This window comes from Paraburkholderia sp. 22098 (genome assembly GCF_052045935.1).
Classification (GTDB): domain Bacteria; phylum Pseudomonadota; class Gammaproteobacteria; order Burkholderiales; family Burkholderiaceae; genus Paraburkholderia; species Paraburkholderia caledonica.
Genome location: NZ_JBQEPV010000013.1, coordinates 145,401 through 172,356 on the forward strand (window position 1 = coordinate 145,401; position 26,956 = coordinate 172,356).

Below are 26,956 nucleotides of genomic sequence, written 5' to 3' on the forward strand. Positions count from 1 at the left end.
AGCATCACGAGCAGTCATTCAATAGTCGCGACGACGACAATACTGGAGACGAGACATGCCGAGCACCGATAGATATACCTTGAGCACCGCAAGCGCTGGTGCACGCCTCGATCGGCTGCCGATCTCGCGCTTCCACACGCGCGTGCTGTGGCTGATCGGCGCAGGCATGTTCCTGGATTCGTTCGACATTTATCTTGCCGGCGGCGTGCTCGGCGCGCTCGCCAAAACCGGCTGGTCGACGATGCACCTGAACGCGGCGTTCCTGTCTTCGACGTTCATCGGCATGCTGATCGGCGCGTTCACCGCCGGTGTGCTCGGAGACGCGAAAGGCCGCAAATTCACGTACCAGTTCAATCTCGCAGTGTTCGGCCTCGCGTCGCTCGCGGGCGCGTTTGCGCCGAACATGACGTGGCTGATCGTGTGCCGCTTCTTCATGGGACTGGGCCTCGGCGCGGAGATCGTCGTCGGTTATGGATCGGTCGGCGAATTCATGCCGCCTGCCGTGCGTGGGAAGTGGTCCGCGTATCTGTCGCTCATCACGAACTCCGCACTATTCTTTTCAACGTTTCTCGGGTATCTGATCATCCCGTCGATCGGCTGGCGCGCCATGTTCGCAATCGTCGGGGTCGGCGCGATGATCGTGTGGGTGCTTCGCAAGAAGATGCCCGAGTCACCGCGCTGGCTCGAATCGAAAGGCCGTTACGCCGAAGCCGAAGCGATCCTGCGCGAAGCAGAAGAGGAGTCGGCGCGCAATGGGACGCTGCCGCCCGTCGTCGATGCGCCGCGCACCGTCACGAGGAAAACCACGCTGCTCGAACTCTTTGGGCCGGCGCAGATTCGCCGCACGTTCCTTTCCATCGTGGTGCAGATTGCCGTCAACATGGTGATCTACGGCTTCATCGTGTGGGTGCCGACGTTTCTGATGAAACAGGCGCTCGGCATGGCATCGTCGCTCGGCTATACCGCACTGATGGCGCTCGGCGGACCGGCAGGGGCGCTGCTAGGCGTACTGCTCGCCGACAGGATCGGACGCAGGAAAGGGCTCATCGCGGTGTCGGTGCTCACGGCAGTTATCGGCTGGTTGTACGGGCATTCGACCGGCATCGAAATGGCGACGCTGCTCGGCTTCCTGCTCTTCACGCTCACGTACCTGATGGTCGCGCTGGGCATTGCGACGTACATCCCGGAACTCTTCGCCACGGAGAATCGCATGCGCGCAAACGGCATCGCGGGTTGCGCCGGGCGCATCACGGGCATCTGCGCGCCGCAACTCGTCGTCATGATGTACGCGGCGGGCGGCGTGAAGGACGTGCTGACGATGATCATCGGCACGCTGGTCGTGTTGGCGGTAGTCCTTGCAGCGTTCGGTATCGAGACGAATCGACGCTCGCTCGAGGACATTGCGCCTTCCATCGACACGAACGATCCGCTGCCGGCCTCATCGCTTTCACAATGATCGGCAACGTTCAAATTTCCACTTCCTTCGTTAAACAGGACACGTATGAGCGTCACACAGCAAAGCAGGCGTCAAGCGTTGAAAGCGCGGTTTGCACGCAAGGAGATTGTCACTGCGCCTGGCATCTTCGACATGATCTCCGCGAAGATGGCCGACTCGATGGGCTTCGACTGCCTCTATATGACGGGCTTCGGCACAGTAGCGTCGTACCTCGGTCTGCCGGATGCGGGGCTCGCCACCTACACGGACATGGTCAATCGCGTCGCGGCGTTCTGCGGCGGCACGAACACGCCGATGATCTGCGACGGCGACACCGGTTATGGCGGATTGCTGAACGTCGCGCATACCGTGCGGGGTTATGAGCACGCGGGGGCTGCAGGCATACAGCTGGAGGATCAGGAATTCCCGAAGAAATGCGGCCATACGCCGGGCCGGCGGGTGATCCCGGTCGAGGACATGGTGCGCAAGATTCAGGTCGCCGTGGAGAGCCGCAACGATAGCAATTTCCAGATCGTCGCGCGCACCGATGCGCGGACGTCGCTCGGTCTCGATGAAGCGCTGCGTCGTGGCGAGGCGTATGCGAAGGCCGGTGCAGATGTGCTGTTCATCGAATCGCCGGAGAGTATTGAGGAGCTCGAAACGATCGGGCGCACGTTCGATATGCCGTTGCTCGCAAATGTGGTTGAAGGTGGGCGGACGCCGCAGCTTGAGCCCTCTGAGTTGCAGAAGCTCGGCTTTTCTCTGGCCATCTATCCAGCGTCGGGTTTCTTATCCGTCGCGAAGGCGCTCAAAGATGTCTACGGGCAGATTCTTGCGCACCGGAGCACGGAAGCCGCCACTGACTCGATGTATCCGTTTTCCGATATGTGCGAGTTGATGGGATTCCCCGAGGTGTGGGCGTTCGATCGCGCGCACGCGGACTAGAAGAGCGACGCGGCTTAACGTTTGGTTGTGCTCGCTGGCATCCGCGACGCTCAGCGACTAACCACCTCGCAGAAGTAACAAACGAAACCTGCGTTGCCGCGCGAAACAGGAAAGGGATAGACCGACCTGGGACTATCCCTACAAAGCCATTCGAAAGGCGCCCAGCCGCCGTGATCTGGAGCAACGCGGCTCTACGCCGCCATCGCCCGCAAATCCCCGTCCGTTCAGGAACCTCGAGTCTCGCCCGAAGCAAATGGCCAACTCGTGGTCTCGACTCTCGGCTTCTTCCATTACCAGAGGTATGGAAAAGCGCGCAGAAAATGTAGCTAGTCGAAGCAAATTGGCTTGATACGCTGCACTTCATGCATTAAGCCCGCGGTTCACCGGATGTGACGCACGACTCTTCTGCCCGTCAGAAGACAGGCGGCATGTTGCGCGGAAAGACCCGGGTTCGCAATCGAGTGCTGCCGCATCTAGCAAACGCAATGCGCGGCGCCGATTTCCTGAACTCGCCAGTTGGGATGACAGAATGACGCCAAACCTGACATTCGCGCCGGACAGCATGGTCCATCCGGGTACCTTCGGAGCGGACGACGTTTCCGCAGCGGCGAAGCCCGTCGCTATCTCCGGGACCGATATTCTCACGGTCAAGAACCTGTCGAAAATCTTCGGTCCCAAGCCCGAGCGTGCCGCCGAACTGATCAGGCAAGGTCTCGGCCGAAACGAGATCTTCGAGCAGACGGGCAACATGGTTGCCGTCAACGACGTGAGCCTGAGCGTCAAGGCAGGCGAGATTTTCGTCGTGATGGGCCTGTCCGGTTCCGGCAAGTCGACGCTCGTGCGTCTGCTGAACCGCCTGATCGAGCCGACCTCGGGTCAGGTCATTCTCGAAGGCCGCGACATCGCGCCGATGTCCACGCCCGAACTTCGCGACGTGCGCCGCAAGAAGATGGCGATGGTGTTCCAGTCGTTCGCGCTGCTGCCGAACCGCACGGTGCTCGACAACATCGCGTATGGACTCGAAGTTGCGGGTCTGAAAAAAGCCGAGCGCTACGACATTGCACGCGCCGCGTTGACGCGAGTCGGTCTGGGTTCGTATGAAAAGTTGCTGCCGGGCGAACTCTCCGGGGGCATGCAGCAACGCGTCGGCCTCGCTCGCGCGCTCGCCGTGAATCCTTCCGTGCTGCTGATGGACGAAGCATTTTCGGCACTCGACCCGCTGATTCGCTTCGAAATGCAAAGCGAGCTTCTGCGGCTTCAGAAAGAAGAGCAGCGCACGATCGTTTTCATCTCGCACGACATTGAAGAAGCGATCAAGATCGGCGGCCGTATCGGCATCATGAAAGACGGTTGTCTGATTCAGGTCGGCACGCCCGCTGAGTTGATCCAGTCACCCGCCGACGACTATGTGCGCGACTTCTTCCGTAATGTCGATGTATCGCGCTTTCTGAAAGCGTCGAGCCTGATGACGAGGGTGGAACGCGAACTGATCTCCTGCGATGTGGCCGCGCCCTCCGAGCGCTACCTGAATCAGCTAATCGATAGCGGCGCCGATTGCGGCTACGTATGTGATGAGGCAGGCCGATATCAAGGCTGCGTCACGCCCGCTTCACTGAGCAAGACGGGTGCGCATTCCATCAGGGAGGCGTTCGTGAACGACGTGAATGCGGTGCCGCTCGACGCGGATCTGCATCAACTGGCCACGATTGCATTGAACCAGCAACACGACGTCCCCGTCACCGATACAGCGGGCCGGCTCGCAGGCATCGTGTCATGCCGGGCGATTCTCAAGCAGGTCATGGAACGGAGAGCAGCATGAACTCGTCAGTCATCGGGAAATTCGCGGAAAACGCGGTCAATTTTCTCTTTCAACATTTCCGTGGCGGCTTCGACGCTTTTTCTGCCGCATTGGGCGCAGTCATCAAGCTGCTGGAAGACGGACTCGCCGCCATTCCGTTCATTGCGATGCTCGTGCTGCTCGTCGCATTTGCACTGTGGCGGCGCGGGGTCGTGTTTTCGGTGTTCGTTGGTGTTGCGCTGATGGCGATCCATTACATGGGACTCTGGGCGCAGACCGTTTCGACGCTCGCGCTAGTGATGGCGGCGACGGTGTTCAGTCTTGTGATTGGTGTTCCGCTCGGTATCTGGGGCGCGCGGAACAAGCGCGTCGAAATGGTTCTGCGCTCGCTGCTCGACTTCATGCAGACAATGCCGGCGTTCGTCTATCTGATCCCCGCCGTGATCCTGTTCGGTCTGGGCCGCGTGCCTGCCGTGATTGCAACCATCGTGTTCTCGATGCCGCCTGTGGTCCGTCTCACCACTTTGGGTATTCGGCAGGTACGCGAAGAACTGCTGGAAGCGGGGCGGTCGTTCGGCAGCACGGATGCGCAACTGCTCTGGAAAATCCAGTTGCCGAATGCGCTGCCTTCGATCATGGCGGGCGTGAATCAGACCATCATGATGGCGCTTTCGATGGTCGTGGTGGCCTCGATGATCGGCGCGGGTGGACTCGGCGAATACGTGCTGAGCGGCATCCAGCGGCTCGACATCGGCATCGGCTTCGAGGGCGGGTTGGGTGTCGTGCTGCTTGCCATCGTGCTCGATCGTCTCACGGAGAGTTTCGGCGTGAAGGCGAAGAAAGCAAAGCGCACGGTACGAACCGCAAAGCCAGGCACGAGCGCGGCCGTGCGCACCTGACGACGACGCACGCCGTCATCTTCATCTCGCGGTAAAACAAGAGCAAACCACATCGCTAAGCTTGTTCATTTCGAAAATTTTCATAATCGCGTAGGAGTACTGTATGAAAACTAATCTGTTCAAATCGCTCGTTGCGAAACTGACTGTATCGACAGTCGTGGCGATGGGCGCCGCGCACGCCGCGGCGGCCGAACCGATCAAGATGGCCGTGACCAACTGGGCCGATGTGCTCGCCGTCGCCAACGTGGCCAAGTACGCGCTCGAAACCGGCCTCAAGCAACCTGTCCAGTTTGTGCAGGCGGACATCGGTATCCAGTATCAGGGCGTGGCGCGCGGCGACCTCGACATCATGGTCGGCGGATGGCTGCCCGTCACACACGGCGCCTACTACGCGAAGTACAAGAACGACATGGAAGACGTCGGCGTAATTTATACGGGCGGCAAGAACGGCTGGGCCGTGCCTGCCTACATTCCGGAGTCGCAGGTCGCAACGATTTCCGACCTCGAAAAGCCGGATGTGAAGAGCAAGCTGAACGGCACCATTCAAGGCATCGAACCCGGCGGCGGTCTGATGCAGGCATCGGAAAAGGCGCTCAAGGCGTACGACCTGAATGGCTACAACCTGCAATCGTCGAGCGAGGCGGGCATGCTCGCTGGCGTATCGCGTGCCTATCAGTCGAAACAATGGGTCGTCGCTACGGTCTGGAGCCCGCACTGGCTGTTCCAGAAGTGGCAGATGCGCTACCTGAAAGACCCGAAGGGCGCGCTGGGTGGCGAAGAACAGGTACACGCGTTTGCATCGAAGCAGTTCGCAACGAAGTTCCCCCGTGCTGAGGTGTTCTTCAAGCACTTCAAGCTGACGCTCGCCGACGTCGAAGCGATCGAATTCGAAGGCAACAGCACGAACGACTACGCAACGGCCGCAAAAAAATTCGTCGATGCGCATCCGGAAAAGCTGAAGGCCTGGTTGCAGCAATAAGCCATTAAGCCGCACACCACCGCACATTGCATGAACCGGTTGTTGCCGTCCCGCACTACATGCTTCACGATTTTTCCCGGAGTGACCACGTGAACGAGAACTCGCGCTTTTTTGCAGAACCGCTCCAGAGCCGCGATCCTGTCATCGCATCGGAGATTGCGCTGGAGTTGCGCCGCCAGCAAACGCAGATCGAACTGATTGCTTCAGAAAACATTGTGTCCGCAGCGGTGATGGAAGCGCAGGGCACCGTGCTGACCAACAAATACGCGGAGGGCTATCCGTCAAAGCGCTACTACGGCGGTTGTGAACATGTGGACCGCGTCGAAGCGCTCGCCATTGACCGCGTGAAGGCACTATTCGAAGCCGAGTTCGCCAATGTGCAGCCGCACTCGGGCGCACAGGCGAACGGCGCGGTAATGCTCGCGCTCGTCAAGCCCGGCGACACGGCGATGGGCATGTCACTCGATGCGGGCGGGCACCTGACGCACGGCGCGCGTCCCGCGCTGTCCGGCAAGTGGTTCAACGCGGTTCAATATGGCGTGAATCCGCAGACGTATCGCGTCGACTACGAGCAAGTGCGGCGGCTGGCTGAAGAGCATCGGCCGAAGCTGATTATCGCTGGCTATTCGGCGTATCCGCGCGCGCTCGACTTCGCCGCATTCCGCGATATCGCCGATAGCGTAGGCGCGCTGCTGATGGTCGACATGGCGCACATCGCCGGTATCGTCGCAGCGGGCCGGCACGAGAACCCCGTGCGGTTCGCCGACGTCGTGACGTCCACCACGCACAAGACGCTGCGCGGGCCGCGCGGCGGCTTCATCCTGACCAACAACGGCGACATCGCGAAGAAAATCAATTCTGCGGTTTTCCCCGGCTTGCAGGGCGGCCCGCTGATGCATGTGATCGCGGGCAAAGCGGTCGCGTTCGGCGAAGCGCTTCGGCCGGAGTTCACCGCGTATATCGACCAGGTATTGCGCAACGCGCAGGCGCTCGGCGATGTGCTCAAATCGGGCGGACTGAGCCTCGTAACGGACGGCACCGACAACCATTTGCTGCTCGTCGATCTGCGCTCGAAGCGCCTGACAGGTACGCAAGCTGAAAAGGCGCTGGAGCGGGCAGGCATCACCTGCAACAAGAACGGCATTCCGTTCGATACGGAGAGCCCGACCGTCACGTCGGGAATCCGACTCGGCACACCGGCAGGCACGACGCGCGGCTTTGGCACCGCGCAATTCGAGCAGATCGGCCAGATGATTCTGGAAGTCCTATCCGCGCTGGAGCAGCAACCTGCGGGCGACGAACAGGTCGAGCGCGCGGTGCGCAGCCGGGTGCGCGATCTCTGCAGCCAGTTCCCCATTTACTCGCATGCCGAAGCGCTTGTGTAAAGCGATTCGCGGATCAACTACTCAAGAGAGAATCGAAATGAGCTTCGAGGGCGTACACACACCGCTCGTCACCCCGTTCAAGGCGGATGGCGAAATCGATCACACTTTGCTCGGCAAGCACGCCGCGAATCTCGCGGGCCGTGTCGCGGGTCTTGGGGTCGGCGGAACGACGGGTGAATACTATGCATTGAGTTTCGACGAACGCGTGCAGACGTTCAACACCGTCGCCGAAGCGGCGGGCGGCAAGACGTATCTGACGGCGGGCATCAACGCGACGACGACGAAAGAGGTGATCCGTCTTGGCCAGGAAGCAAAACGCGCGGGCCTGAATGCGCTTCTGCTTGCCGCGCCGTACTATGCACAGCCTACACAGGACGAACTGCTGAGCCATCTGCTCAAGGTGGACGACAGCCTCGACATGCCCGTCATGCTGTACAACTTTCCGGCGCGCACGGGCACGGACATCGGCGACAACGTATTGTCGAAACTGCTCGAACGGCCCAACTTCATCGCGATGAAGGAAAGTACAGGCGATATTTCGCACCTCCATCATCTCGCCACGCATTTCACGGATCGGCTGGTACTGAGCTGCGGAATGGACGACCAGGCGCTCGAGTTCTTCGTCTGGGGCGCAAAAAGCTGGGTGGGCGGCGCATCCAACTTTTTACCCGAGGCGCACACGGCACTGCTCGATGCCTGCGTGAAGCAAGGCGACTTCGCAACCGGCCGCAAGCTGATGGCGCAATTGCTGCCCGTGCTCGAATTGCTGGAGCGCAGCGGCAAATTCATTCAATACGTTCGATACGGCTGCGAACTGGCGGGCACGCCCGTTGGCGTCGCACGCGCGCCGCTCGGCACGCTCGATGAAAACGAGCGCAGCGGCTTCGCGAAGCTCGTCCGTCCGTTGCTGTCTAACGCTCAGTAACGTGCATGACCTCGAAACTGGAATTCGCGCGGTTTCCCGCATCAGATGGCGTGAACGGATGGTGGGAGAGCCTGCCTTCAGCCGCGCCCGCGGTTGCAGTGTCATCTGAGCGCCGCTATGACTGGGTGGTGGTCGGCGGCGGTATCACGGGCTTGTGCGCGGCGCGGCGTCTCGCCGAGCTGGCGCCCGATGCGTCGATTGCGCTCGTCGAGGCGGACCGTATCGGGCGCACGACGGCCGGTCGCAATTCCGGCTTCTTCGTCGATCTGCCGCACGACATCAGCAGCGAAAGCTATTCGCGCAGCGTCGAAGCGGACAAGGCAGACGTTCGCTTTCAGCGTCACGGCATCGACTACGTTCGCTCGATCGTCAAGCAGCACAACATCGAGTGCGACTGGCGCGACGACGGAAAATTTCATGCATCGGTGAACCGGAAAGGTCATGCGGCGCTCGCGCATTTCGCCGAAGGTCTCGAACGTATCGACGAAGCCTTCGAGTGGCTCGACGAAGCCGCCATCGCGAAGGTAACGGGCACGGACTTCTACGAAGGCGCGCTCTTTACGCCCGGATGCAGCACGGTGCAGCCCGCCGCGCTGATGCGAGGCCTCGCCGCGAGCTTGCCTGCGAACGTGCAGGTGTTCGAGTTGAGCGCAGTGAAGCGGATAGAGGACGAAGGGTTTGCGAAAGTGTTGACCTTCGCCGGCGGCAAGATCGTCGCAAAGCGCGTGGTTCTCTGCACTAACGCCTACGCAGCGACGTTCGGCGGGCATCCGAACGGCTTGCTGCCCGTGTACACGTTCGCATCGATGACGCGCGTGATGAAGCCGGAAGAAGTGCAGCGGCTCGGCGGTGCGCGCTCATGGGCGCTGATTCCCGCCGACCCGATGGGCTCGACCGTGCGCCGCCTGATCACGGACCGCATCTGCGTGCGCAATCACTTCGCGTTCCGGCCGAATCTGGAGGTCTCGCCAGCCGATCTGGCGAAAGCGAAGAACCTGCATCAACGCTCGTTCGACCGGCGCTTTCCGATGTTGAAAGACGTCGAGCTCGAATACACGTGGGGCGGCCCGTTATGTCTGTCGGCGAATAACGGTGCGTTGTTCGGACGCAGGGCCGATGGCGTTTTCGAAGCGGTCGGCTGCAACGGCCTGGGCCTGAGCAGAGGATCGGCGTCGGGCAAGCTGATCGCCGAATACGCGCTCGGCCAGTCCAGCGATCTCGTGCGTCAGCTTTTGAATCAGCCACATCCCCGTTCGCTGCCCGTGCGTCCGATTGCCGATGTCGCGGTATCGGCGGCGATCTGGGTCAAGGAATTTTCGGCCGGGGCCGAGCTTTGAATCTGTGAGGACAGGACATGATGACGTATCAGGAATGGAAACAGAAAGCGGATGCCTTGTCGCTCGACGGCAGGGCGTTTATCGCGGGACAACGCGCGAATGCTGCGTCGAATGAGACTTTTGCGACGCTCAATCCTTCGACGGGAAAAGTACTCGCCGATATCGCGAAGTGCGATACAAAAGATGTCGACCGAGCGGTCGCGGCGGCGCGCGAGGCATTCGAATCCGGCGTGTGGTCGAAGGCCGCGCCCACGCAACGTAAAGCCGTGCTGCAGCGGCTCGCGCAACTGATCGACGATAACGCGGAAGAACTGGCGCCGCTCGAAGCACTCGAAGCGGGCAAACCGATCAGCGAATGCCTGGGGTTGGACATTCCCGAGTCGGCCGCGTGCATCCGCTGGCACGCAGAAGTTACGGACAAAAGATACGACGCGCTGTCGCCATCGGGCGCGAGCGTCGTGAGCATGATTACGCGGGAACCGATCGGCGTCGTCGGCGCGGTGCTGCCGTGGAATTTTCCGGCGCTCATGCTTGCCTGGAAAATCGGCCCGGCGCTATCGGTCGGCAATAGCGTGATCGTGAAGCCGGCTGAGCAGACTTCGCTGTCCACGCTGCGCATTGCCGATCTCGCGCTGGAAGCAGGCTTACCCGCAGGCGTATTGAATGTCGTGACCGGTTTCGGCGAAAGCGCGGGCCAGGCATTGGGCCGTCATGCGGACGTCGATCTGGTGGCGTTCACGGGATCGACGGAAACGGGCAAGCGCTTCCTTCGCTATTCGGCCGATACGAACCTGAAGCGCGTGGTGCTCGAATGCGGCGGCAAGAACCCGCAGGTCGTGCTGCCCGACGTCGCGAATCTCGATGCCGTTGCCGAGCAGGCCGTTGCCGCTGCATTCTGGAACATGGGCGAGAACTGCAGCGCAGGCTCGCGCATTCTGGTTCCATCGTCGTTGAAGGCGAGCCTGCTCGAAAAAGTACTAGCCGTACTCGAAGGCTGGAAAACGGGCGATCCTCTCGACCCTGACGTCAAACTCGGTTCGCTGATCGAAGAGAACCACTTCGACAAGGTGCTTGCGCACATCGAAAAGGCGAGGGCGGAAGGCGCGCGCCTGGTATGTGGCGGCAAGGCGACGCGGACCGACTCGGGCGGCTGGTTCGTCGAGCCGACGATTTTCGACAACGTGACGCCGCAAATGAGCATTGCGCGCGACGAAGTATTCGGTCCTGTGGTGTGCTTCATCGAATACGCGGATGTCGACGAAGCAGTGCACATTGCCAATGACACCTGCTACGGCCTCGCCGCCTCGCTGTGGACCGACAACGTGAACCACGCGCACAAGATCGCAGCGCGGATTCGTGCGGGCACTGTGACGGTGAACTGCTTCGGCGAAGGCGATCTGTCCACGCCGTTCGGCGGCTTCAAGCAATCGGGCTTCGGCGGCCGTGACAAATCGGTCTATGCTCACGACCAGTATTGCGAGTTGAAGACCACCTGGCTGAAGCTGGACTAGCTCTGGTTGAATCCACTGACAGCCCAGCCATGCAGCCTGGGCACGCATCACATTTACGCGAGGCCACATGCGAGCTGGATTCGTCGGAACGGGCACGATCACACAAGCGGTCGTGAAGGGCATGCTCAGATTCGGCGTGCCGTTCGAGCGAATATTGCTGTCGCCGCGCAACGCGCAAACGGCGGCGGAGCTTGCGGCGCTCGACGGGCGTATCCACGTCTGCGAAAGCAACCAGCAAGTGCTGGATAACTCGGATGTCGTCTGTCTTGCCGTCGTGCCGCAAATCGCGGCCGAGGTGCTGGGCGAACTCGAATTCAACGCGCGTCACCACGTCATCAGCTTTATGGCGGGCGTTTCTCTCGACCAGTTGCGCGGCCTGGTCCGCACGAGCGGCAAGATCGCGCGCGCCGTGCCGTTGCCGGCTGTCGCCGAGGGCAAAGGCAGTACCGCGATCTGTCCCGCCGACGACATCGCCAGAGCGATCTTTGCGCCGCTCGGTCAAGCCGTCGAGGTCGACAGTGAAGACAAGTTCGACGCGCTGTCCGCCGTGACGGCGACGATGGCGAGCTTCTACGCGGTGCTCGAAACTGAGGCGTCGTGGCTCGCAAAGCAGGGGATCGACTATGCCGACGCGCGGGCTTTTTTGTCCGGCTACTGTGTAGGACTCGCTCACGACACAACCCGCGGTGTACAGCCGTTCTCGCAGATGGTCGAGCATTCGATGACGCCGGGCGGCATCAACGAGCAGGTGTACGCCGAGCTTTCCCGCCGTGGGGCATACGCTTACTACGACGAAGCGCTCGACGGCGTGCTTCGGCGAATCAGGGGCAACGCATAGCAACGGATAATCGTCGGACACAACCATTGCGGCGTGGGAGCGGGCGCGGCGGGGCGTATGCCGCCACGCACTCGGGTTGCCCGCCATTGCCAGTTGCCAGCGAGACTCGCACACTATTTTTTCCGCGGGAACGCTCCGCCCGACACGTCGCCCCCGCATTGCGCATCCGCTTCACAGGTGAAAGCCATGCAAAAGAAACAGTTGTTCGCCGACCGGTTGCTCGCGCAGATGCCTTCCCTGCGGGCGCTGAGATGCTTTGTCACGGCTGCCCGATACGAGAGCTTCACGCAGGCGGCCGAAGTGCTGTGCGTGACGCAAGCCGCCATCAGCCGGCAGATCAAGGAACTGGAAGATTCGCTCGAAGTGGCGCTGTTCGAGCGGACAGGCAGACATATCGCGCTGACGGATGCCGGCCGCATTCTGTACAACGCGTCGTATCTGTCGATCATGAACATCGCCGAAGCGGCTGAAGCCGTGCGACGCACCGACCGGCACGCGCTGACGGTGTGCGTCTCGCATACGTTTTCGGCGCTTTGGCTGTCGTTCAGGCTACCGGCGTTTCGCAAGCGTTTTCCGGAGATCCGTTTGCACGTGATGGTCACCGAGCACTTCATGGAGATCGACGAGCTCATGCAGCCCGACGTCATCATCACGAAGAATCCGCCGCGCGAGCCGGAGTATGAAATCGAGCCGCTCTTTCATGACGTCGTGTATCCCGTGTGCAGTCCGTCGTTTCATGAACGGCATTTTCACAACCGGTCGTTGAAGCCGCTCGATCTGCTGTCGCATCCCACGCTGAATCTGTCGCTGCTGGGTCGAGCGCAGGTTTGCGAGCATGTCGACTGGCGCGTGTGGCGCAACTGGTTCCAGCAAGGCGACGGTTCGGACCGGCTGGTCGATAACGAGCATCTGGAGAGCAACGATTACCGGCTGCTGGTTTCGCAGGCCGAGGCGGGCGAGGGCACACTGCTGGGTTGGCATCATCTCGTGCATCGACAGGTGGAGCAGGGCCGCTTGGTGCGGCCCGTGCAGGACGCGCTCGAATTCCACGACCGTCATCACTATGTGATCACGCACAAGAATGCGAAGCTGCGGCCCGAATATGTGCAGTTCCGTGAATGGCTAGGCGAGGAAGTCGCCACGATGATGCGCGAATGGCGAAGCGTTGAAACGGAAGCGGCGAAATAAACGGCGACGCGTCTTGCGGCTTTCCCGATGCACCGCATATGGGCCGCGAGTATGGGCCGCGAGTTCAGAAAGAAATTCGGCGAATCGCCCATTGCCTGGCGAGTGGCGCGTGCGCGATGCCGCTCGTCCGTCGCGGCAGAAAACCGAACGTCACGTAACGGCGACGCACATCCCGGCTACAGGAACGAAATGACATGACGACAGTACGACTGACTGATGAAATGGTGCCTTTCGGTCTGAACGTCAAAGGCGCGCGCCGCTGGTATTCGATCGATGAGCGCGACTGGCGCCCAATGAAGATCGGCGACACGGTGCTGCCCGGCTTTTCGTGGATTCCCGTTGCCGACGACGAAGGCGGCGCCTGGAGCAGCTACTGGATGCGCCTGCAGCCGGGCGCGCGCTCGGTCGAGCATCGGCATGATTCGACCGAACTCATCATGATTCTCGACGGCGTATTCACCGACGAAGACGGCACCGACTTCCTGCCAGGAAACACCGTGTGCTACGCGGCCGGCTCGCGGCATAGCACGTCGTCGGCGGAAGGCTGCACGGTGCTGGTGGTCTCTCAGACCGGCTCGACGATCGTGTCAGGCGTACCGGATTGAGAACTGGCGACGCGTGGCACGCCGCCAACAGGAGTCCAACGATGCTCGATAGGTCACGCAAGTTTTTCATCTTCGCGCTGTCTGCCATCGTGCTGACCCTCGCGAGTCACGTCTGCAGTGGGCAGCAGGTCGTCAAGATAGGCGTCTCCGCACCGCTGACGGGTAACGGTGCGGCCAATGGCAAGGACATCGAGAACGGTGTGCGCCTCGCGCTTGAAGAGGCGAACACGCAGCGCATCAAGCTGGGTGGACAGGAAGTGCGTTTCGAACTCGATTCCGTCGACGATCAGGGCGATCCGCGCATCGGCGTGCAGGTCGCGCAGAAACTGGTCGACGACGGCGTGGTGGCGGTTGTCGGCTACTACAACTCGGGGGTTGCACTACCGTCAGCGCCGATCTTCGCCAAGGCGGGCATTCCGCTGATCGATCCTGCAGCAACCAATCCTGCTATCACGCGACAAGGACTCAAGAACGTGTTCCGCATCATTGCCACCGACGCGCAGAACTCCGGCAACGCCGGGAAATATGCGGTGAATGTCACCAAGGCCCAGCGCATTGCGGTGATGGATGACCGCACGGCTTTCGGACAAGGCGCAGCGGACGAGTTCAAGAAAGCGGTGCAGGGGGCGGGCGGCAAGATAGTCGCGTCCGAATTTACGAACGACAAAGCCGTCGAATTCAATGCGCAACTCACGACCATCAAGGCAGCGAATGCCGACCTGCTTTACTTCGCCGGGCTCAACAATCAGGCGGCATTGGTGACCAAACGCATGAAGCAGCTCGGGATGCGAGCGCAGTTCGTCGGCAGCGGCGGGATTGCCGACAGCATCTTTATCAGTGTTGCGGGTACGGCGGCCGAAGGCGCGATGGCGTGGGAGTATGGCCGCCCTGTGGAGTCACTGCCTCAGGGAAGGGCCTTCGCCGAGAAGTTCAAGAAGCGCTTCGGTGCGAACACGCTGACTTATGCGCCTTTCGCATACGACTGCGCGTGGGTAGCTATCGACGCGATGAAGCAGGCAAACTCCGCGAAGCCGGACGTGTTCATGCCAGTTCTGCATGCCACGAAATACGATGGGATCACGGGGAAGATCGAGTTCGATGAATTCGGTGATCTCAAGCGCCCGACCTCGACGCTGTATCAGGTGAAAAACGCGAAATGGGTACCCGTGACGACGATCAGTCCACCGAACTAAAAAGGGAACTCAACATAATGCGAACCTGCGACTTCCTCCGGTCATCAGATCCTCGCGGCTCGCTGGCCGCAAGCGATGCGATTGATTTCGTGAGCCGCGAAGAACTACTTTAGCGGCTATTTTAAGCATGCGCATGTTCCGATCTAAACGGGCCGAGGCTGCAAGTCGCGGTGCGGCAGGTTCTGGCATAAGGCCAAAGACCTATTGGCCCGATACATTCTGTGGGCTAACTTTAAGAAGCGATCGACCAACGACCTGGCAGTTGTGCAACAGGAGCAAGCTCATGGAATTTGTCCTGTTACTCGCAATCTTTTTGACGTCGAGTGGATTTCTGATTGCCGCTCCCCGTACATCGGATCCTCCCGCGACCTTAGCCGTCCCGCCGTCTGCTCAAGGGGCCTGCGAAGGCTGCGGGTTCACATTCCAAGCACCTTCCCAAGCCGCCGGGACGATAGTTCTATCTACCGCGCGCGCTTCTGAGGCAGTGCGGTCGCAGTGACACGAGAATGGCGCCCGCAGTCGCGCCGCCACCGCGAAGCCGTGGCGGCAAAATGCCAGCGGCGCAGGGCGGCATCGTCAGCGCGTAGAAAGTTGCCGCTCTGAAAAACCCGTCCAGGCTTTCTGCTCGCAGCCATTCGTGCACATGCGCGGGGTCAGCCCTCCCAGCCACCGCCCAACACCTTGTATAACGTCACGAGGTTGGACTGCCGCGAGAGAATATCGGTGGCCAGTTGCTGCTGCGCAGTGTAGAGCGTGCGCTGCGCGTCGAGGAAGGTGAGGAAGCTGTCCGTGCCCGTCTTGTAGCGTGCTTCTGCAAGCGTGTAGTAGTTCTGTGCCGAAGCGACGTACTCGCGGTCCGCCTTGATCTGATCCACATAAGTGGCCCGCGCCGTCAGCGCATTCGACACCTCTTTGAACGCCGTCTGGATCGCGCTTTCGTAGTCCGCGACCTCGATCTGCTTTTCGATTCTGGCGACATCGAGCGATGCCTTGTTGCTGCCGTAATCGAAGATTGGCACCGATACGCTCGGCGCGAACGCCCACGCGCCGGTGCCCGCCTTGAACAGATTCGACAGCGTCGAACTCGACGTACCTGCGGTCGCCGTCAGTTCGATCTTCGGGAAAAACGCTGCGCGCGCCGCACCGATGTTTGCGTTCGCCGCCTTCAACGCATGCTCTGCCTGCACGATGTCCGGCCGACGGGTGAGCAGCAGCGACGGAACGCCTGCACCGATGTCTGCGAACATGGACTCGTCGTCGAACTTGCGCGCGGGAGGCAGGTTGTCGGGAATCGGCGCGCCGAGCACGGCCGAGAGGTTGTTGCGGTCTTGCGCGACAGCGCGCCGGTACGACGCGAGATTCGCCTTTGCGCTCGCCAGCGAGTTCTGCGCCTGCTGCACGTCGAGCAGCGATGCATTGCCGAGTTCCTGCACGCGCTTCGTGACATCGTAGGTGGCCTGATCCGACTTGACGGTGTCTTCTGTCAATTGCAGCAGGCGCTCGTCAGCGAGCAATGTCAGATAGTCGCTCGCCACCGTCGCGATCAAGCTGATTTGCGTGCTTTGCCGCGATGCATCTGTTGCGAGATAGTTTTCCAGCGCCTGGCGCTTCAAACTGCGCAGGCGTCCAAAGAAGTCGATTTCCCACGACGTCGTCCCGACGCTGACATCGCTCGAACTTGCAATGGCGCCTTGCGTGCGCTCGCGAGTCATGTTGCCGCTTGCCGTAATGGACGGCGCAAGGGCAGCGCGCGTGATCCGGTATTGGGCTTCGTACTCGGCCACGTTCAGCGCCGCGACGCGCAGATCGCGATTGTTGGCGAGCGCGATTTCGATCAATCGTTGCAGACGCTCGTCGCGAAAGAAGCTGCGCCATGCGGTGTCGACGGCGAGCGGTGCCGTGCTCGGCGTCGCTGCAGAGGCTGCCAGGGACCCGCTCGCGCCCGCATCGGCTGCGGCTTTCGCTGCGGTCGTGCTCTCATATGCGTCGCCTTCCGGATAGGCTGCCGGAATCGGCGCGGCGGGCCGAACATAGTGCGGATCGAGCGTGCAGCCCGTCAGCAGCGCGAGCGCGCATGTGACCGCGCATGTGACCGCGCATGCACCGACTTTGAGTTTAATCATTCAACACCTTCCTGTTGCTGGGCGTTGCCGTGCTCGCCGAACAGGCGGCGCACGACCACAAAGAACACCGGCACGAAAAAGATCGCGAGAACCGTGGCGGCAATCATGCCGCCCATCACACCGGTGCCGATCGCATGCCGGCTCGCCGACCCGGCGCCCGTGCTGATGACAAGCGGCAACACGCCGAACACGAAGGCGAGCGACGTCATCAAAATCGGACGCAGACGCAAACGCGCGGCTTCGATGGTCGCCTCGATCAGGCTGCTACCTTGCGCTTGCAGATCTTTCGCGAATTCGACGATCAGGATCGCGTTTTTCGTGGAGAGCCCGATCGTCGCGAGAAGACCGACCTTGAAATAGATGTCGTCCGACAGGCCGCGAATATGCGCGCCGAGCACCGCGCCCAGCACGCCGAGCGGCACCACGAGAATCACCGCAATCGGAATGGACCAGCTCTCATATAAGCCCGCAAGACAGAGGAACACGACGATCAACGAAATCGCATACAGGTAGATGGCTTGCGAACCGGCCATGCGTTCCTGATATGACTGACCCGTCCAGTCGATGCCATAGCCCGCCGGCAGTTTCTTCACGAGCGCATCGACGGCCGTCATCGCCTCGCCGGTGCTGGCATTCGCGCCGGTCTGAGCGGTCATTTCCATTGCAAGCGTGCGGTTGAAGCGTTCGATCTGCGGCGGCCCGAACGTCCACTTGCCCGTCGCAAATGCGGAGAACGGCACCATCTGGCCGTCGTAGCCGCTGGTCGTGCTGGTGCTTGCGGTGCTTGCGGAACTGCTGCTGGATGTGCTGCCGGATGTGCTGCTGGATGTGCTGCTCGTACCCGATTTCACATACCAGCGTCCCACGTCGGACGGCATCATCCTGTACGGCGCATCGGCCTGCACGTACACCTTCTGGATGCGCCCGGTATCGACATAGTTGTTCACGTACGACGAGCCGAACGCCGTCTGCAGCGTGTCGTTCACATCGGCAATGGAAAGCCCGAGCGCGCTCGCCTTTTCACGGTCGATGTCGACATGGAACTGCGGCGTGTCTTCCAGACCGCCTGGCCGCATCCCGGACAACGCGCTGTCTTTGGCCGCGAGTGCCATCAATTGCTGGCGCGCGGCCATCAGCTTGTCGTGGCCCTGGCCCGCGCGGTCCTCCAGTTCGAAGTCGAGGCCGCTCTGCGTGCCGAGCTCCTGAATCGCCGGCGGATTGACGGCAAAAACCTGCGCTTCGTGCGACGCTGCGAAGTGCATGTTCGCGCGCTGGATCACCGCAGCCGCCGACCCGTTGCTGCCGCGCCGCGCGCTCCAGTCCTTCAACTTGACGAAGGCGAGCGCATTGTTCTGTCCCGAGCCGTTGAAACTGAAGCCCGTCAGCGTGATGAGCTGGTCCACTTCCGGCTGGCTGCGATAGTAAGCCTCGACCTTCTTCACCACTTCGAGCGTCTGCGAGGCGGGCGTGCCGACCGGTGCGGAGACCGACGTGATGATGGTTCCCTGGTCTTCGTCAGGCAGATACGACGACGGCAGCTTCATGAACAGCAGCGCGACCACACCCGCGATCAACGCGTAGATCACCATGTAGCGCATCGGCTTGCCGATTACGTGCGCGACCGCCGAATCGTAGCGGTCCGTGCCGCGCGAGAGCACGCGGTTGAACCACCCGAGCAAGCCGCCCTTCGCGTGATGCTCGACGTCGGAGCGCTTGAGCAGCGTCGCGCACAGTGCGGGCGTGAGCGTCAACGCAAGAAACACGGAGAGCAGCATCGCCGCAACGATCGTGATCGAGAACTGCCGGTAAATTGCGCCCGTCGTTCCGGAGAAGAACGCCATCGGAATGAACACGGCGATCAGCACGGTCGTGATGCCGATCAGCGCGCCGGTGATCTGCTCCATTGCACGGCGCGTGGCTTCGATCGGCGAGAGGCCTTCTTCCGCGATCAGTCGCTCGACGTTTTCCACCACCACGATCGCGTCGTCCACCAGCAAGCCGATTGCCAGCACCATGCCAAACATGGACAACACGTTGATCGAGAAGCCCACCGCCGACATGACGCCGAATGTGCCGAGCAACGCGACGGGCACCACGATCGTCGGAATCAGTGTGGCGCGCAGATTCTGCAGGAACACGTACATCACGACGAAGACAAGCAGCACCGCTTCGATCAGCGTCTTGACCACTTCTTCAATCGAGATGCGCACGAACGGCGTGGTGTCGTACGGATAGTCGACGACGACATTGCGCGGCAGTTGCGGACTCAATTCGTTAAGCTTTGCGCGCACGGCCTTGGCCACGCTCATGGCGTTCGCGCCGCTTGCGAGCTTGACCGCGAGCGATGCGGCGGGCTTGCCGTTCAGACGCGAGTCGGTGCTGTAGTCGTCGGCCCCGACCTCGATACGCGCGACGTCCTTCAACATTACTTTCGAACCGTCGCTATTCACGCGCAGCAGGATCGCACCGAATTGCTCAGGCGTGGTCAGCAGGCTCGACGCGGAAATCGTCGCGTTCAATGCCTGCGTTCTAGTCGACGGCGAGCCGCCGATCTGGCCGACGGAAAGCTGCACGTTCTGATTCGTGATTGCGGTAGTGACGTCGCTGGTGGCGAGGCCGACTGCCTGCAGTTTCACCGGATCGAGCCAGATGCGCATGGCGTGCTGCGCGCCGAAGAGCGTAACGTCGCCGACGCCGTCGATCTGCGTGAGCGGGTCTTCGATCTGCGTCGCGATCACGTTGCCGAGGTCGATGGAACTCATGCTGTTATCGCTCGACGAGAGCGACACGATCATCAGGAACGAGTTGGCCGCCTTCGCGACCTGAACGCCTTGCTCCTGGACGGTCTCGGGCAGCGACGAGGTCGCTTGCTCGACCTTGTTCTGCACCTGGACCTGCGCGATGTCCGCGTTGGTGCCTTGCTGGAACGTCAACGTGATGCGCGCCTGGCCGACCGAACTGCTCGTCGACGACATATAGAGCAGATGGTCGATGCCGCTCAGTTTCTGCTCGATCACCTGCGTTACGGTCGTCGCGACGGTTTCGGCGGACGCACCCGGATACGTCGCCGTGATCTGCACGGAAGCCGGCGCAACGCTCGGATATTGCTCGACCGGTAGGGTCTCGATGGAAGCGCCGCCGATCATCATGATGACAATGGCGATGACCCACGCGAGGATCGGTCGGTTAATAAAGAAACCTGCCATGAGATTCTCGCTTTAGCTATGGGCGGCGGACGCGGCGGCTGCGTTGCCCGCGGTGGCGGGCGCGCCGGGCGTCGCCGGCATCTCGACCGATGCCTCGACCGGCTTCACGACCGCGCCGGTGCGCGCCTGCTGCGAGCCGCTCACGATTACGCGGTCGCCTGCCCTCAGGCCGTTCGTGACGATCCAGTCCGAGCCCGACGCGGTATCCGCGGTAACGGGCGTTTGCGCGACCTTGTTGTCCGCGCCGACCGTGAGCACGCTCGCCGAGCCGTCGGATGCACGCGAGACCGCGATTTGCGGCACTGTGATCGCCTGGTGGTTCACGCCTTCCTCGAGCCGCGCGCGCACGAACATGCCGGGCAGCAGCACGCCGTCCGGGTTCGGAAACACGCAGCGCAGCGTGACGGAGCCGGTCGTAGCGTCGACGGTGATGTCGGAGAACAGCAGCTTGCCCGCGCGTGCATAGGTGCTGCCGTCTTCCATCACGAGATGGACCACGGCGCCGTCGGCGCCCGACGGCTGCAACTGGCCGCTCGCGAATTCCTTCTGCAAGCGCAGCCAGTCGGCGGAAGAACGCGTGACGTCGAGATACATCTCGCTCGTCGCCTGCACGGTGGCGAGCGCGGTGGTTTGTTCCGCGGTGACGAGCGCGCCTTCGGTCACATTCGATTTGCCGATGCGTCCCGAGATGGGCGCGACGACCTTGGTGTAGCCAAGGTTGATCGCGGCGGTTTTCAATGCGGCGCGGTCTGCAAGTACGTCGGCCCTGGCCTCTTCGAGCGCGGCCACGGCGTCGTCGTAGTCCTGACGGCTCACGCCCTGGATCTTCGATAGCTCGGCGTAGCGCGTGGCTTTGGTTTGCGCGGCGTTGGCGGTCGCGACAGCTTTTGCCAGCGTGCCGATCGCCTGATCGTAGGTGGCCTGATAGCTGGTTGCGTCGATCTGATAAAGCACTGCTCCGGCCGCGACCTGCGAACCCTCGGTGAAAAGGCGCTTTCGGATGATGCCTTCGACCTGCGGCCTCACTTCGGCGACACGAATGGCCGACAGCCGGCCCGACAGTTCGGTGTTCGAGACAACGGTATGCGGCTTGATGGTTTCGACACCGACCTCGGGTGTCGTTTGTGGCGGGCCGTGCGGCGCGTTGTCGCCGCAAGCCGCCAGCATCAGCGTCGCGGCGGCAACCGTCGCGACAAGAAGCGCGAAGCGGGGGGCGCGCACCGCCGATGCATACGAGTGGAACAATGTTGGCATGCTCTGGGCATCCTTCGGCTGAATTCGACAAAGGACCGTCTGGCATGCGTCGCCGGTTCGATAGGAGCCACGCAACGCCGCACCAGCGGCAAGGGATGGCCCAGAGAGTAATGAGAGGCGTCTTACGGTGGCTTAGGCAAGCATTACGAGCTGTAACGCAACGCGCACAAACGCTCGCTTGATTGGGGATGGCCGCGAAATGGCGAGCGGCGCAGTAATAGACTGTAAGCTTGCAGAAGAATCCGAAACCGCCTGCGTTGCGCGATTCGCTATATTTCGCTACGACGGGCGAGCGCGCTGCGCTGTCCGCCAACGTAATCATCGAGCAGGGCCCAGCCATGTCAGACACGCCCATCCAGGTGTTACTGGTCGACGACGACTCCGACCTTCGCGACCTGCTGCGAACCTTCTTTCAGCAACGCGGCATTGAAATCTCGGTATTGCACGACGCCAATCAACTGGCGCGGCGGCTGGAACGCGAACGGCCGTCCATCGTCGTGCTCGATCTGATGATGCCGGGCGTGGACGGTCTCAGCGCGTTGCGGCAGCTACGCGCGAGCGGCGACACGATCCCCGTGATCATGCTGACGGCGCGCGCGGAGGGCGTAGACCGGGTGATCGGTCTCGAGCTTGGCGCCGACGATTACCTCGGCAAGCCCTTCATGCCGCAGGAATTGCTCGCGCGCATTCATGCGGTGCTGCGGCGGCACGCACAACCGGCAGCGCCGGCCACCACGCCGGTGGAGAAGCGCGAAGCGCTGCGCTTCGGCAGCTTTCGTCTCGACTTTGCGAGCCGTACGCTGTTTCGCAAGGACGAGCCGCTCAAGCTGACCGGCAGCGAATATGCGTTGCTTGAGGTACTTGCGCAGCATCCCATGCAAACGCTGTCGCGATCGAAGCTCGTCGACCTGTTGCATGGCCCGCACTCGGAAGTGACCGAGCGCGGTATAGACGTGCCCGTGTGGCGGCTGCGCCGCCTGCTCGAAGACGACCCCGCCAACCCAAGACGCATCCAGACCGTGCGCGGCATCGGCTATATGTTCGTGCCCGGCGGCAGCGACGATGAAAAATCCCTTTAACACGCTGTTCGGCCAGCTCGCGTTGATGACGGTCGGTCTGATCGTCATTGTCCATCTCACGTCGCTCGTGCTCGTGGACCGTGATCGTGGCCAGATCGATACGGGGCACGCGCAGCGCGCGCTGCTGCTCGCCGTTCAGTCGCAGCGCGACGGCGCGGTTACCGCTTCACAGGTCTCGGCGGCGCTCGGCGTGTCGGTCATCAACGCGGACAATGCGATCCCGTATGGCTGCCCCGCACCTTGCGAGGACACGACAGGCCCGTTCCAGAACGCGTTACGCGCGAAGCTGCCGCCAGGCAGCGCAGTGGTCGCGGACCCGGAGAGCGGCAATGTCTGGGTGCGCTACGCCGGCAACGCAGGCTGGCTCAAACTCGAGAGCTCGATGCTGCCCGCGCGCCGTTTTATCAGTGCGTCAGCGATGATGCTGGTGTTCGCTGTGATCCTTGCGCTGATCGGCGCATGGCATTTGCAACGGCCGTTGCATCGCCTCGCGATTGCGGCGCGCGAGTTTCGGCTTGGGCATCGCGCGCCGGTGGTGCCCGCGAGCGGTCCGCGCGAAGTGAAGGGACTCATCGACGATTTCAACCAGATGGTGCATGAGCTCGCGCAGGCCGAACAGGAGAGGGCGGTGATGCTCGCAGGCGTCGCGCATGACTTGCGTGCGCCCATCACGCGGATGCAGGTGCGCGCGGATTTGCTGCCGGACGAAGCAAACCGCAGCGGCTTTCTGCGCGACGCGGAGTCGTTGTCGCGCATCGTCACGCAGTTTCTCGATTTCGCGCGCGAGAGCGCGGACAGGTCACCGCCAACGAGCGTGGACGCGCATTGCCGCCGCCATTACGGCGACAGTCTCGAAGACGACGCACTGGTGCGTCTCGACCTCCAGGCGGGCGACGGCTTTGGCTTGCCGCTCGTCGATCTCGACCGGATACTCACTAATCTGATCGAGAACGCGCTGACGTATGGCGAACCACCGGTCGAGATCTCGACGTCGCGGCCCAATGGACGCTACACGCTGACGGTTCGCGATCACGGCAGCGGCATTCCGGGCGGGCAACTGGAGCGCGCATTGCAACCGTTCGTACGACTGGACGAAGCCCGCAGCGGCGACGCACATTGCGGCCTCGGTCTCGCGATCGTGCGGCGACTCGTGCGATACAACGGCGGCGTTTTTCATGCGGACAATGCAGTCGACGGCGGGTTCGTCGTGTCGATGACTTTCCCCGCCTGACGCAAAAAGGGCGGTCATGCTTCTGACCGTCCTTCTTCGACTCACGCTGTGCGCCGATTGGCGTCAGCCCTGCGCGACGTGTCCCGGGACCACGATCGCGCCATGCGGACCGTCGCCATGGCCGCCGCCGGGGCCACCGCCACCGGGACCGCCGCCGCCACCCGGAGGCGGCCCCCACCAGCATCCACTCAGGGTTGCGCTCAGGGCGGCCAGCGCCGCGATTGCCAACAGCTTCTTCATACTTCCTCCTTCAATGGATCTACGGTCACGCGGCGCTGCGGCCTGCAAGCGGAACTGCGACGCCGCGTGTCAGTGGGGAAGTTACCAATCCACGAAAGATCATGTTTTACGGAGCCGTTACAACCCGCGCCTGAAAGACGCCGCTTCGTATGGCGCGCGTGGAGGTCAAAATGCACGTTGCATGGGGCATGCATGGCGTTTTCAGTGCAGAGGGGAAGGGCGTTCGCGCGTTCACGTTTTGTTTGGATATGGAAGCTGGTGTAAGGAGATTTTTGGCGCAAGCCAGCAGACCGCCGTAAGGGCCACCGACCGTCCTACTTGACGCCAATATCGCTAACCTCTACGGTTTGCCCCAATACACGTAATGGCAAACGCGGCCGCGTTAGATCGTCTGCCAGCGCGATATCGCCGCGCCGGACGTCTGCGTTTGAGCGTCTGGCGGGTGAAGCTCGAAATCGCGATCCATTGCGTCGGATGGTCTGCTTTCTGGGGTAGAGGGTTAGAAGCACGCGGTCCGTGGTCGACACGGCCGCGGCGTCACAACAACGGAGTGGATATGACAGGACATGCTTGGGATCGGGTGCCAATCGACGCCCAGAGTATCGAGGCACCGCTTTCGCAGGCCGCGATTTTTCTTGTGGTCGGCGTGAACGAGGGAGCCGACGCCCTCGCCAAGGTTCGCGATTTGCTCGGTGGGATCGACGACCTCGTGAAATCCGTGGGATTTCGCGACCTCTCCGCCCGGCTGTCCTGCATCGTCGGGATCGGTAGCGAGCTGTGGGATCGCATGGGTGCGCCCACGAAGCCTCGCGAACTGAAGCCGTTCGCTGCGGTTGAAGGCACGCGGCACAAGGCGCCGGCTACGCCAGGCGATCTCCTCTTTCACATTCGTGCCGAACGGCCAGATTTCTGCTTTGAGTTCGAGCGAATCCTGCTCCGAACCCTCGGATCGGCGGTGACGATGATCGACGAGGTTTCGGGTTTCAGATACTTCGATGCTCGTGACCTGCTTGGCTTCGTTGACGGCACTGCCAACCCGGTCGGACACGAGATCGGTCACTCCGCGCTTGTCGGCGACGAAGACTCCGACTTTGTTGGTGGCAGCTATGTCGTGGTGCAGAAATATCTGCACGATCTTGCGGCTTGGGGCGAAACCTCGACCGACTTGCAGGAGAAAATCCTCGGCCGAACCAAGATCGACAATATCGAACTCGATGACGACGATGCCCCGCGCAAGTCGCACAAGACGCTGGCTACCATCGTCGATGAGGATGGCAACGAGCACGATATCTTGCGCGACAACATGCCTTTCGGTCGCGCTGGCCACGGCGAGTTTGGCACCTACTTCATCGGATACACCCGGCATTTGTGGGTGATCGAGAAGATGCTGCAGCGGATGTTCGTGGGCGTACCGGCGGGTGCATATGACAGGCTTCTGGACTTCTCCACGGCACATACCGGTACGACCTTCTTTGCTCCCTCCCGATCGATGTTGGCCACGCTGGCAGGCGGAAGTTCATCTTAGCCGCCTGCCTCCAGCGAAGCGTCTTTCGAGTAGCAGGATCTTTCTGATCGAGCCCGGAAAACATCATTGCGGAGGAGGAGGGGCGGGCGGATCGACTTCAGAAAGCGCGCGGGGTCCGTGGAATTTGTGTGACGGAAGAGCGTTGGCGCACGTTTGTGATTCAAGTGCCGCGATACAGTCCGGTGACTCGCGATGATTCGAGCCGCCGCGAAGCAACGGCGCGAAGTCTACTTGTCCAACTCATACCGTCGATCACAATGGCCTTTGTCCAAGTCTGCAGAGGGGACGTCCAACTGGGTGCACCCATCAGATTTTCGATTTACACGGCTAACGGCAGATTGCTCCTGAACCGGGGCTGCTGCATCAGTTCCGAGGCGCAGCTTGAGCGCCTTTTCGATGTCGGCGCATACCGCGACGACAACGGGCCGGGGGCACGAAACGGGAGCGGGTCCGCGCGCAGCATACTGATTTCGAGCGCGAACCATCGTCCAGCGCCGAGCGCCGCTACTGCAATCACGGTGGACTTTCCCGCGCTGACCCAGGCACTCGATTGCTTGCAGCTCACAGTGGAGGGCGTGGACAAACGTTCGGTGCAAACTGCGTATGTCGGCACCGTCAAGGGGAGTGCGCTGATCGTCACAGCGCCAAAGGATGATGAGCTGCTGCAACCTGGGGTCGTCGTCCAGGCAAAAATGATATTCGGGCGAGACGTGTACACGTTCGGCACACGGGTGACCGCACGGCACGCGGCTCCCTCCGATCTCGTCGTGCTCGCGCATCCGGAGAAGGTGGTCAAACACAGGGTGAGGCGCCATCGACGCGTCGAGACCAGGGTGGCCGCCCGCGTCATTCGCAACGATGCCGTCGCCGCGGGATACGATGCGACTGTCGTCAACGTCAGCATCGATGGTCTTCAATTGTCATTGCGCGATACCGCACTGATGCCCGGGGAGCACTTCAAGCTCGCATTGCGTTTGCCGACAGATGGCAAGACGCACGCTGTGCTATGGAATTGCGTCGCCAGAAACGTCAGGCGCAAAAAAGACGGCGTGCTGGTCGGTGCAGAGTTTGGCGCGCGCACCGACGAAGCGAAGGTCCTGCTCAAGGACTTCATCTTCGAGATGGCCACGGGAACCGCATTCTAAGCGCGGCGTTCGTCAACAGACATGCTCGGACCATGCCGGCACAATAGGGTGATCGAGATTCTCGGGCTCTGTCGCAATAGCGCGGTCCGCTATGATGTGCGGTGTGTCCGGTGGT

Annotated in this window: 21 protein-coding genes; 17 read left to right on the plus strand and 4 right to left on the minus strand. The window is 61.7% G+C overall.

Annotated elements, in window-relative coordinates; genetic code table 11:
* Positions 1-55: 55 nt before the first annotated feature.
* The 13 genes from ACTJLB_RS25030 to ACTJLB_RS25090 all read left to right on the plus strand — a co-directional run bounded on the left by ACTJLB_RS25030 (position 56) and on the right by ACTJLB_RS25090 (position 15,038).
* Positions 56-1,456, plus strand: a complete 1,401-nt coding sequence (locus tag ACTJLB_RS25030; protein WP_440784808.1) for an MFS transporter — start codon at positions 56-58, stop codon at positions 1,454-1,456.
* A 45-nt stretch (positions 1,457-1,501) separates the two neighbouring features.
* Positions 1,502-2,380 (plus strand): isocitrate lyase/PEP mutase family protein, encoded by an 879-nt coding sequence (locus ACTJLB_RS25035; protein WP_408414683.1) that lies wholly within the window; start codon positions 1,502-1,504, stop codon positions 2,378-2,380.
* A 529-nt stretch (positions 2,381-2,909) separates the two neighbouring features.
* Entirely contained in the window at positions 2,910-4,199 is a 1,290-nt protein-coding gene (locus tag ACTJLB_RS25040) for a quaternary amine ABC transporter ATP-binding protein (protein WP_408492554.1), read from the plus strand.
* Positions 4,196-5,077 carry an ABC transporter permease gene (locus ACTJLB_RS25045; RefSeq protein WP_131319193.1) on the plus strand — a complete coding sequence of 294 codons (882 nt, stop codon included), beginning with the start codon at positions 4,196-4,198 and terminating at the stop codon, positions 5,075-5,077. The genes ACTJLB_RS25040 and ACTJLB_RS25045 overlap by 4 nt, the downstream gene beginning before the upstream one ends.
* 103 nt (positions 5,078-5,180) lie before the next feature.
* A complete protein-coding gene (locus ACTJLB_RS25050; RefSeq protein WP_020066001.1) occupies positions 5,181-6,056 on the plus strand; it encodes a glycine betaine ABC transporter substrate-binding protein in 876 nt (291 codons plus the stop codon).
* Between the two features lie 89 nt (positions 6,057-6,145).
* A complete protein-coding gene (glyA, locus tag ACTJLB_RS25055) occupies positions 6,146-7,441 on the plus strand; it encodes a serine hydroxymethyltransferase (RefSeq protein WP_440784809.1) in 1,296 nt (431 codons plus the stop codon).
* Between the two features lie 37 nt (positions 7,442-7,478).
* The gene (locus ACTJLB_RS25060) at positions 7,479-8,366 is read left to right on the plus strand and encodes a dihydrodipicolinate synthase family protein (RefSeq protein WP_440784811.1); all 888 of its coding nucleotides are present in this window, start codon (positions 7,479-7,481) and stop codon (positions 8,364-8,366) included.
* Positions 8,367-8,371: 5 nt separating this feature from the next.
* Complete coding sequence (locus ACTJLB_RS25065; RefSeq protein ID WP_440784813.1) at positions 8,372-9,703, plus strand: NAD(P)/FAD-dependent oxidoreductase; 1,332 nt, start codon at positions 8,372-8,374, stop codon at positions 9,701-9,703.
* A gap of 17 nt (positions 9,704-9,720) precedes the next feature.
* A complete protein-coding gene (locus ACTJLB_RS25070; protein ID WP_440784814.1) occupies positions 9,721-11,214 on the plus strand; it encodes an aldehyde dehydrogenase in 1,494 nt (497 codons plus the stop codon).
* Positions 11,215-11,281: 67 nt separating this feature from the next.
* Positions 11,282-12,052: a pyrroline-5-carboxylate reductase gene (locus ACTJLB_RS25075; RefSeq protein ID WP_440784816.1), complete on the plus strand. Its 771-nt coding sequence runs from the start codon at positions 11,282-11,284 to the stop codon at positions 12,050-12,052.
* A 186-nt stretch (positions 12,053-12,238) separates the two neighbouring features.
* Positions 12,239-13,240, plus strand: a complete 1,002-nt coding sequence (locus ACTJLB_RS25080) for a LysR substrate-binding domain-containing protein (RefSeq protein WP_131319178.1) — start codon at positions 12,239-12,241, stop codon at positions 13,238-13,240.
* 194 nt (positions 13,241-13,434) lie between these two features.
* The gene (locus ACTJLB_RS25085) at positions 13,435-13,845 is read left to right on the plus strand and encodes a cupin domain-containing protein (protein WP_310355199.1); all 411 of its coding nucleotides are present in this window, start codon (positions 13,435-13,437) and stop codon (positions 13,843-13,845) included.
* Between the two features lie 41 nt (positions 13,846-13,886).
* On the plus strand, positions 13,887-15,038 hold the full coding sequence (locus ACTJLB_RS25090) for a branched-chain amino acid ABC transporter substrate-binding protein (protein WP_310355201.1): 1,152 nt from the start codon (positions 13,887-13,889) through the stop codon (positions 15,036-15,038).
* A gap of 653 nt (positions 15,039-15,691) precedes the next feature.
* Here the strand turns inward: ACTJLB_RS25090 and ACTJLB_RS25095 are convergent.
* Genes ACTJLB_RS25095 through ACTJLB_RS25105 form a run of 3 tightly spaced genes read right to left on the minus strand, consistent with a single transcriptional unit; the run spans position 15,692 to position 21,621 of the window.
* On the minus strand, positions 15,692-17,161 hold the full coding sequence (locus ACTJLB_RS25095) for an efflux transporter outer membrane subunit (protein WP_310355203.1): 1,470 nt from the start codon (positions 17,159-17,161) through the stop codon (positions 15,692-15,694).
* Positions 17,158-20,367: an efflux RND transporter permease subunit gene (locus tag ACTJLB_RS25100; RefSeq protein ID WP_440784819.1), complete on the minus strand. Its 3,210-nt coding sequence runs from the start codon at positions 20,365-20,367 to the stop codon at positions 17,158-17,160. Before ACTJLB_RS25100 ends, ACTJLB_RS25095 begins: the two co-directional genes overlap by 4 nt.
* Before the next feature lie 12 nt (positions 20,368-20,379).
* The gene (locus tag ACTJLB_RS25105) at positions 20,380-21,621 is read right to left on the minus strand and encodes an efflux RND transporter periplasmic adaptor subunit (RefSeq protein WP_440784820.1); all 1,242 of its coding nucleotides are present in this window, start codon (positions 21,619-21,621) and stop codon (positions 20,380-20,382) included.
* Between the two features lie 338 nt (positions 21,622-21,959).
* On the opposite strand from ACTJLB_RS25105, the gene ACTJLB_RS25110 reads away from it, so the two are divergent.
* The gene (locus tag ACTJLB_RS25110) at positions 21,960-22,700 is read left to right on the plus strand and encodes a response regulator (RefSeq protein ID WP_440784821.1); all 741 of its coding nucleotides are present in this window, start codon (positions 21,960-21,962) and stop codon (positions 22,698-22,700) included.
* A complete protein-coding gene (locus ACTJLB_RS25115) occupies positions 22,684-23,931 on the plus strand; it encodes an ATP-binding protein (RefSeq protein WP_440784822.1) in 1,248 nt (415 codons plus the stop codon). Before ACTJLB_RS25110 ends, ACTJLB_RS25115 begins: the two co-directional genes overlap by 17 nt.
* A 63-nt stretch (positions 23,932-23,994) precedes the next feature.
* On the opposite strand, the gene ACTJLB_RS25120 is transcribed toward ACTJLB_RS25115, so the two are convergent.
* The gene (locus tag ACTJLB_RS25120) at positions 23,995-24,171 is read right to left on the minus strand and encodes a hypothetical protein (RefSeq protein ID WP_165572661.1); all 177 of its coding nucleotides are present in this window, start codon (positions 24,169-24,171) and stop codon (positions 23,995-23,997) included.
* A 556-nt stretch (positions 24,172-24,727) separates the two neighbouring features.
* Between ACTJLB_RS25120 and ACTJLB_RS25125 the strand changes: the two genes are divergently transcribed.
* A complete protein-coding gene (locus tag ACTJLB_RS25125; RefSeq protein ID WP_440784823.1) occupies positions 24,728-25,696 on the plus strand; it encodes a Dyp-type peroxidase in 969 nt (322 codons plus the stop codon).
* A gap of 518 nt (positions 25,697-26,214) precedes the next feature.
* Positions 26,215-26,841 (plus strand): PilZ domain-containing protein, encoded by a 627-nt coding sequence (locus ACTJLB_RS25130; RefSeq protein WP_164701819.1) that lies wholly within the window; start codon positions 26,215-26,217, stop codon positions 26,839-26,841.
* Positions 26,842-26,956 lie beyond the last annotated feature (115 nt).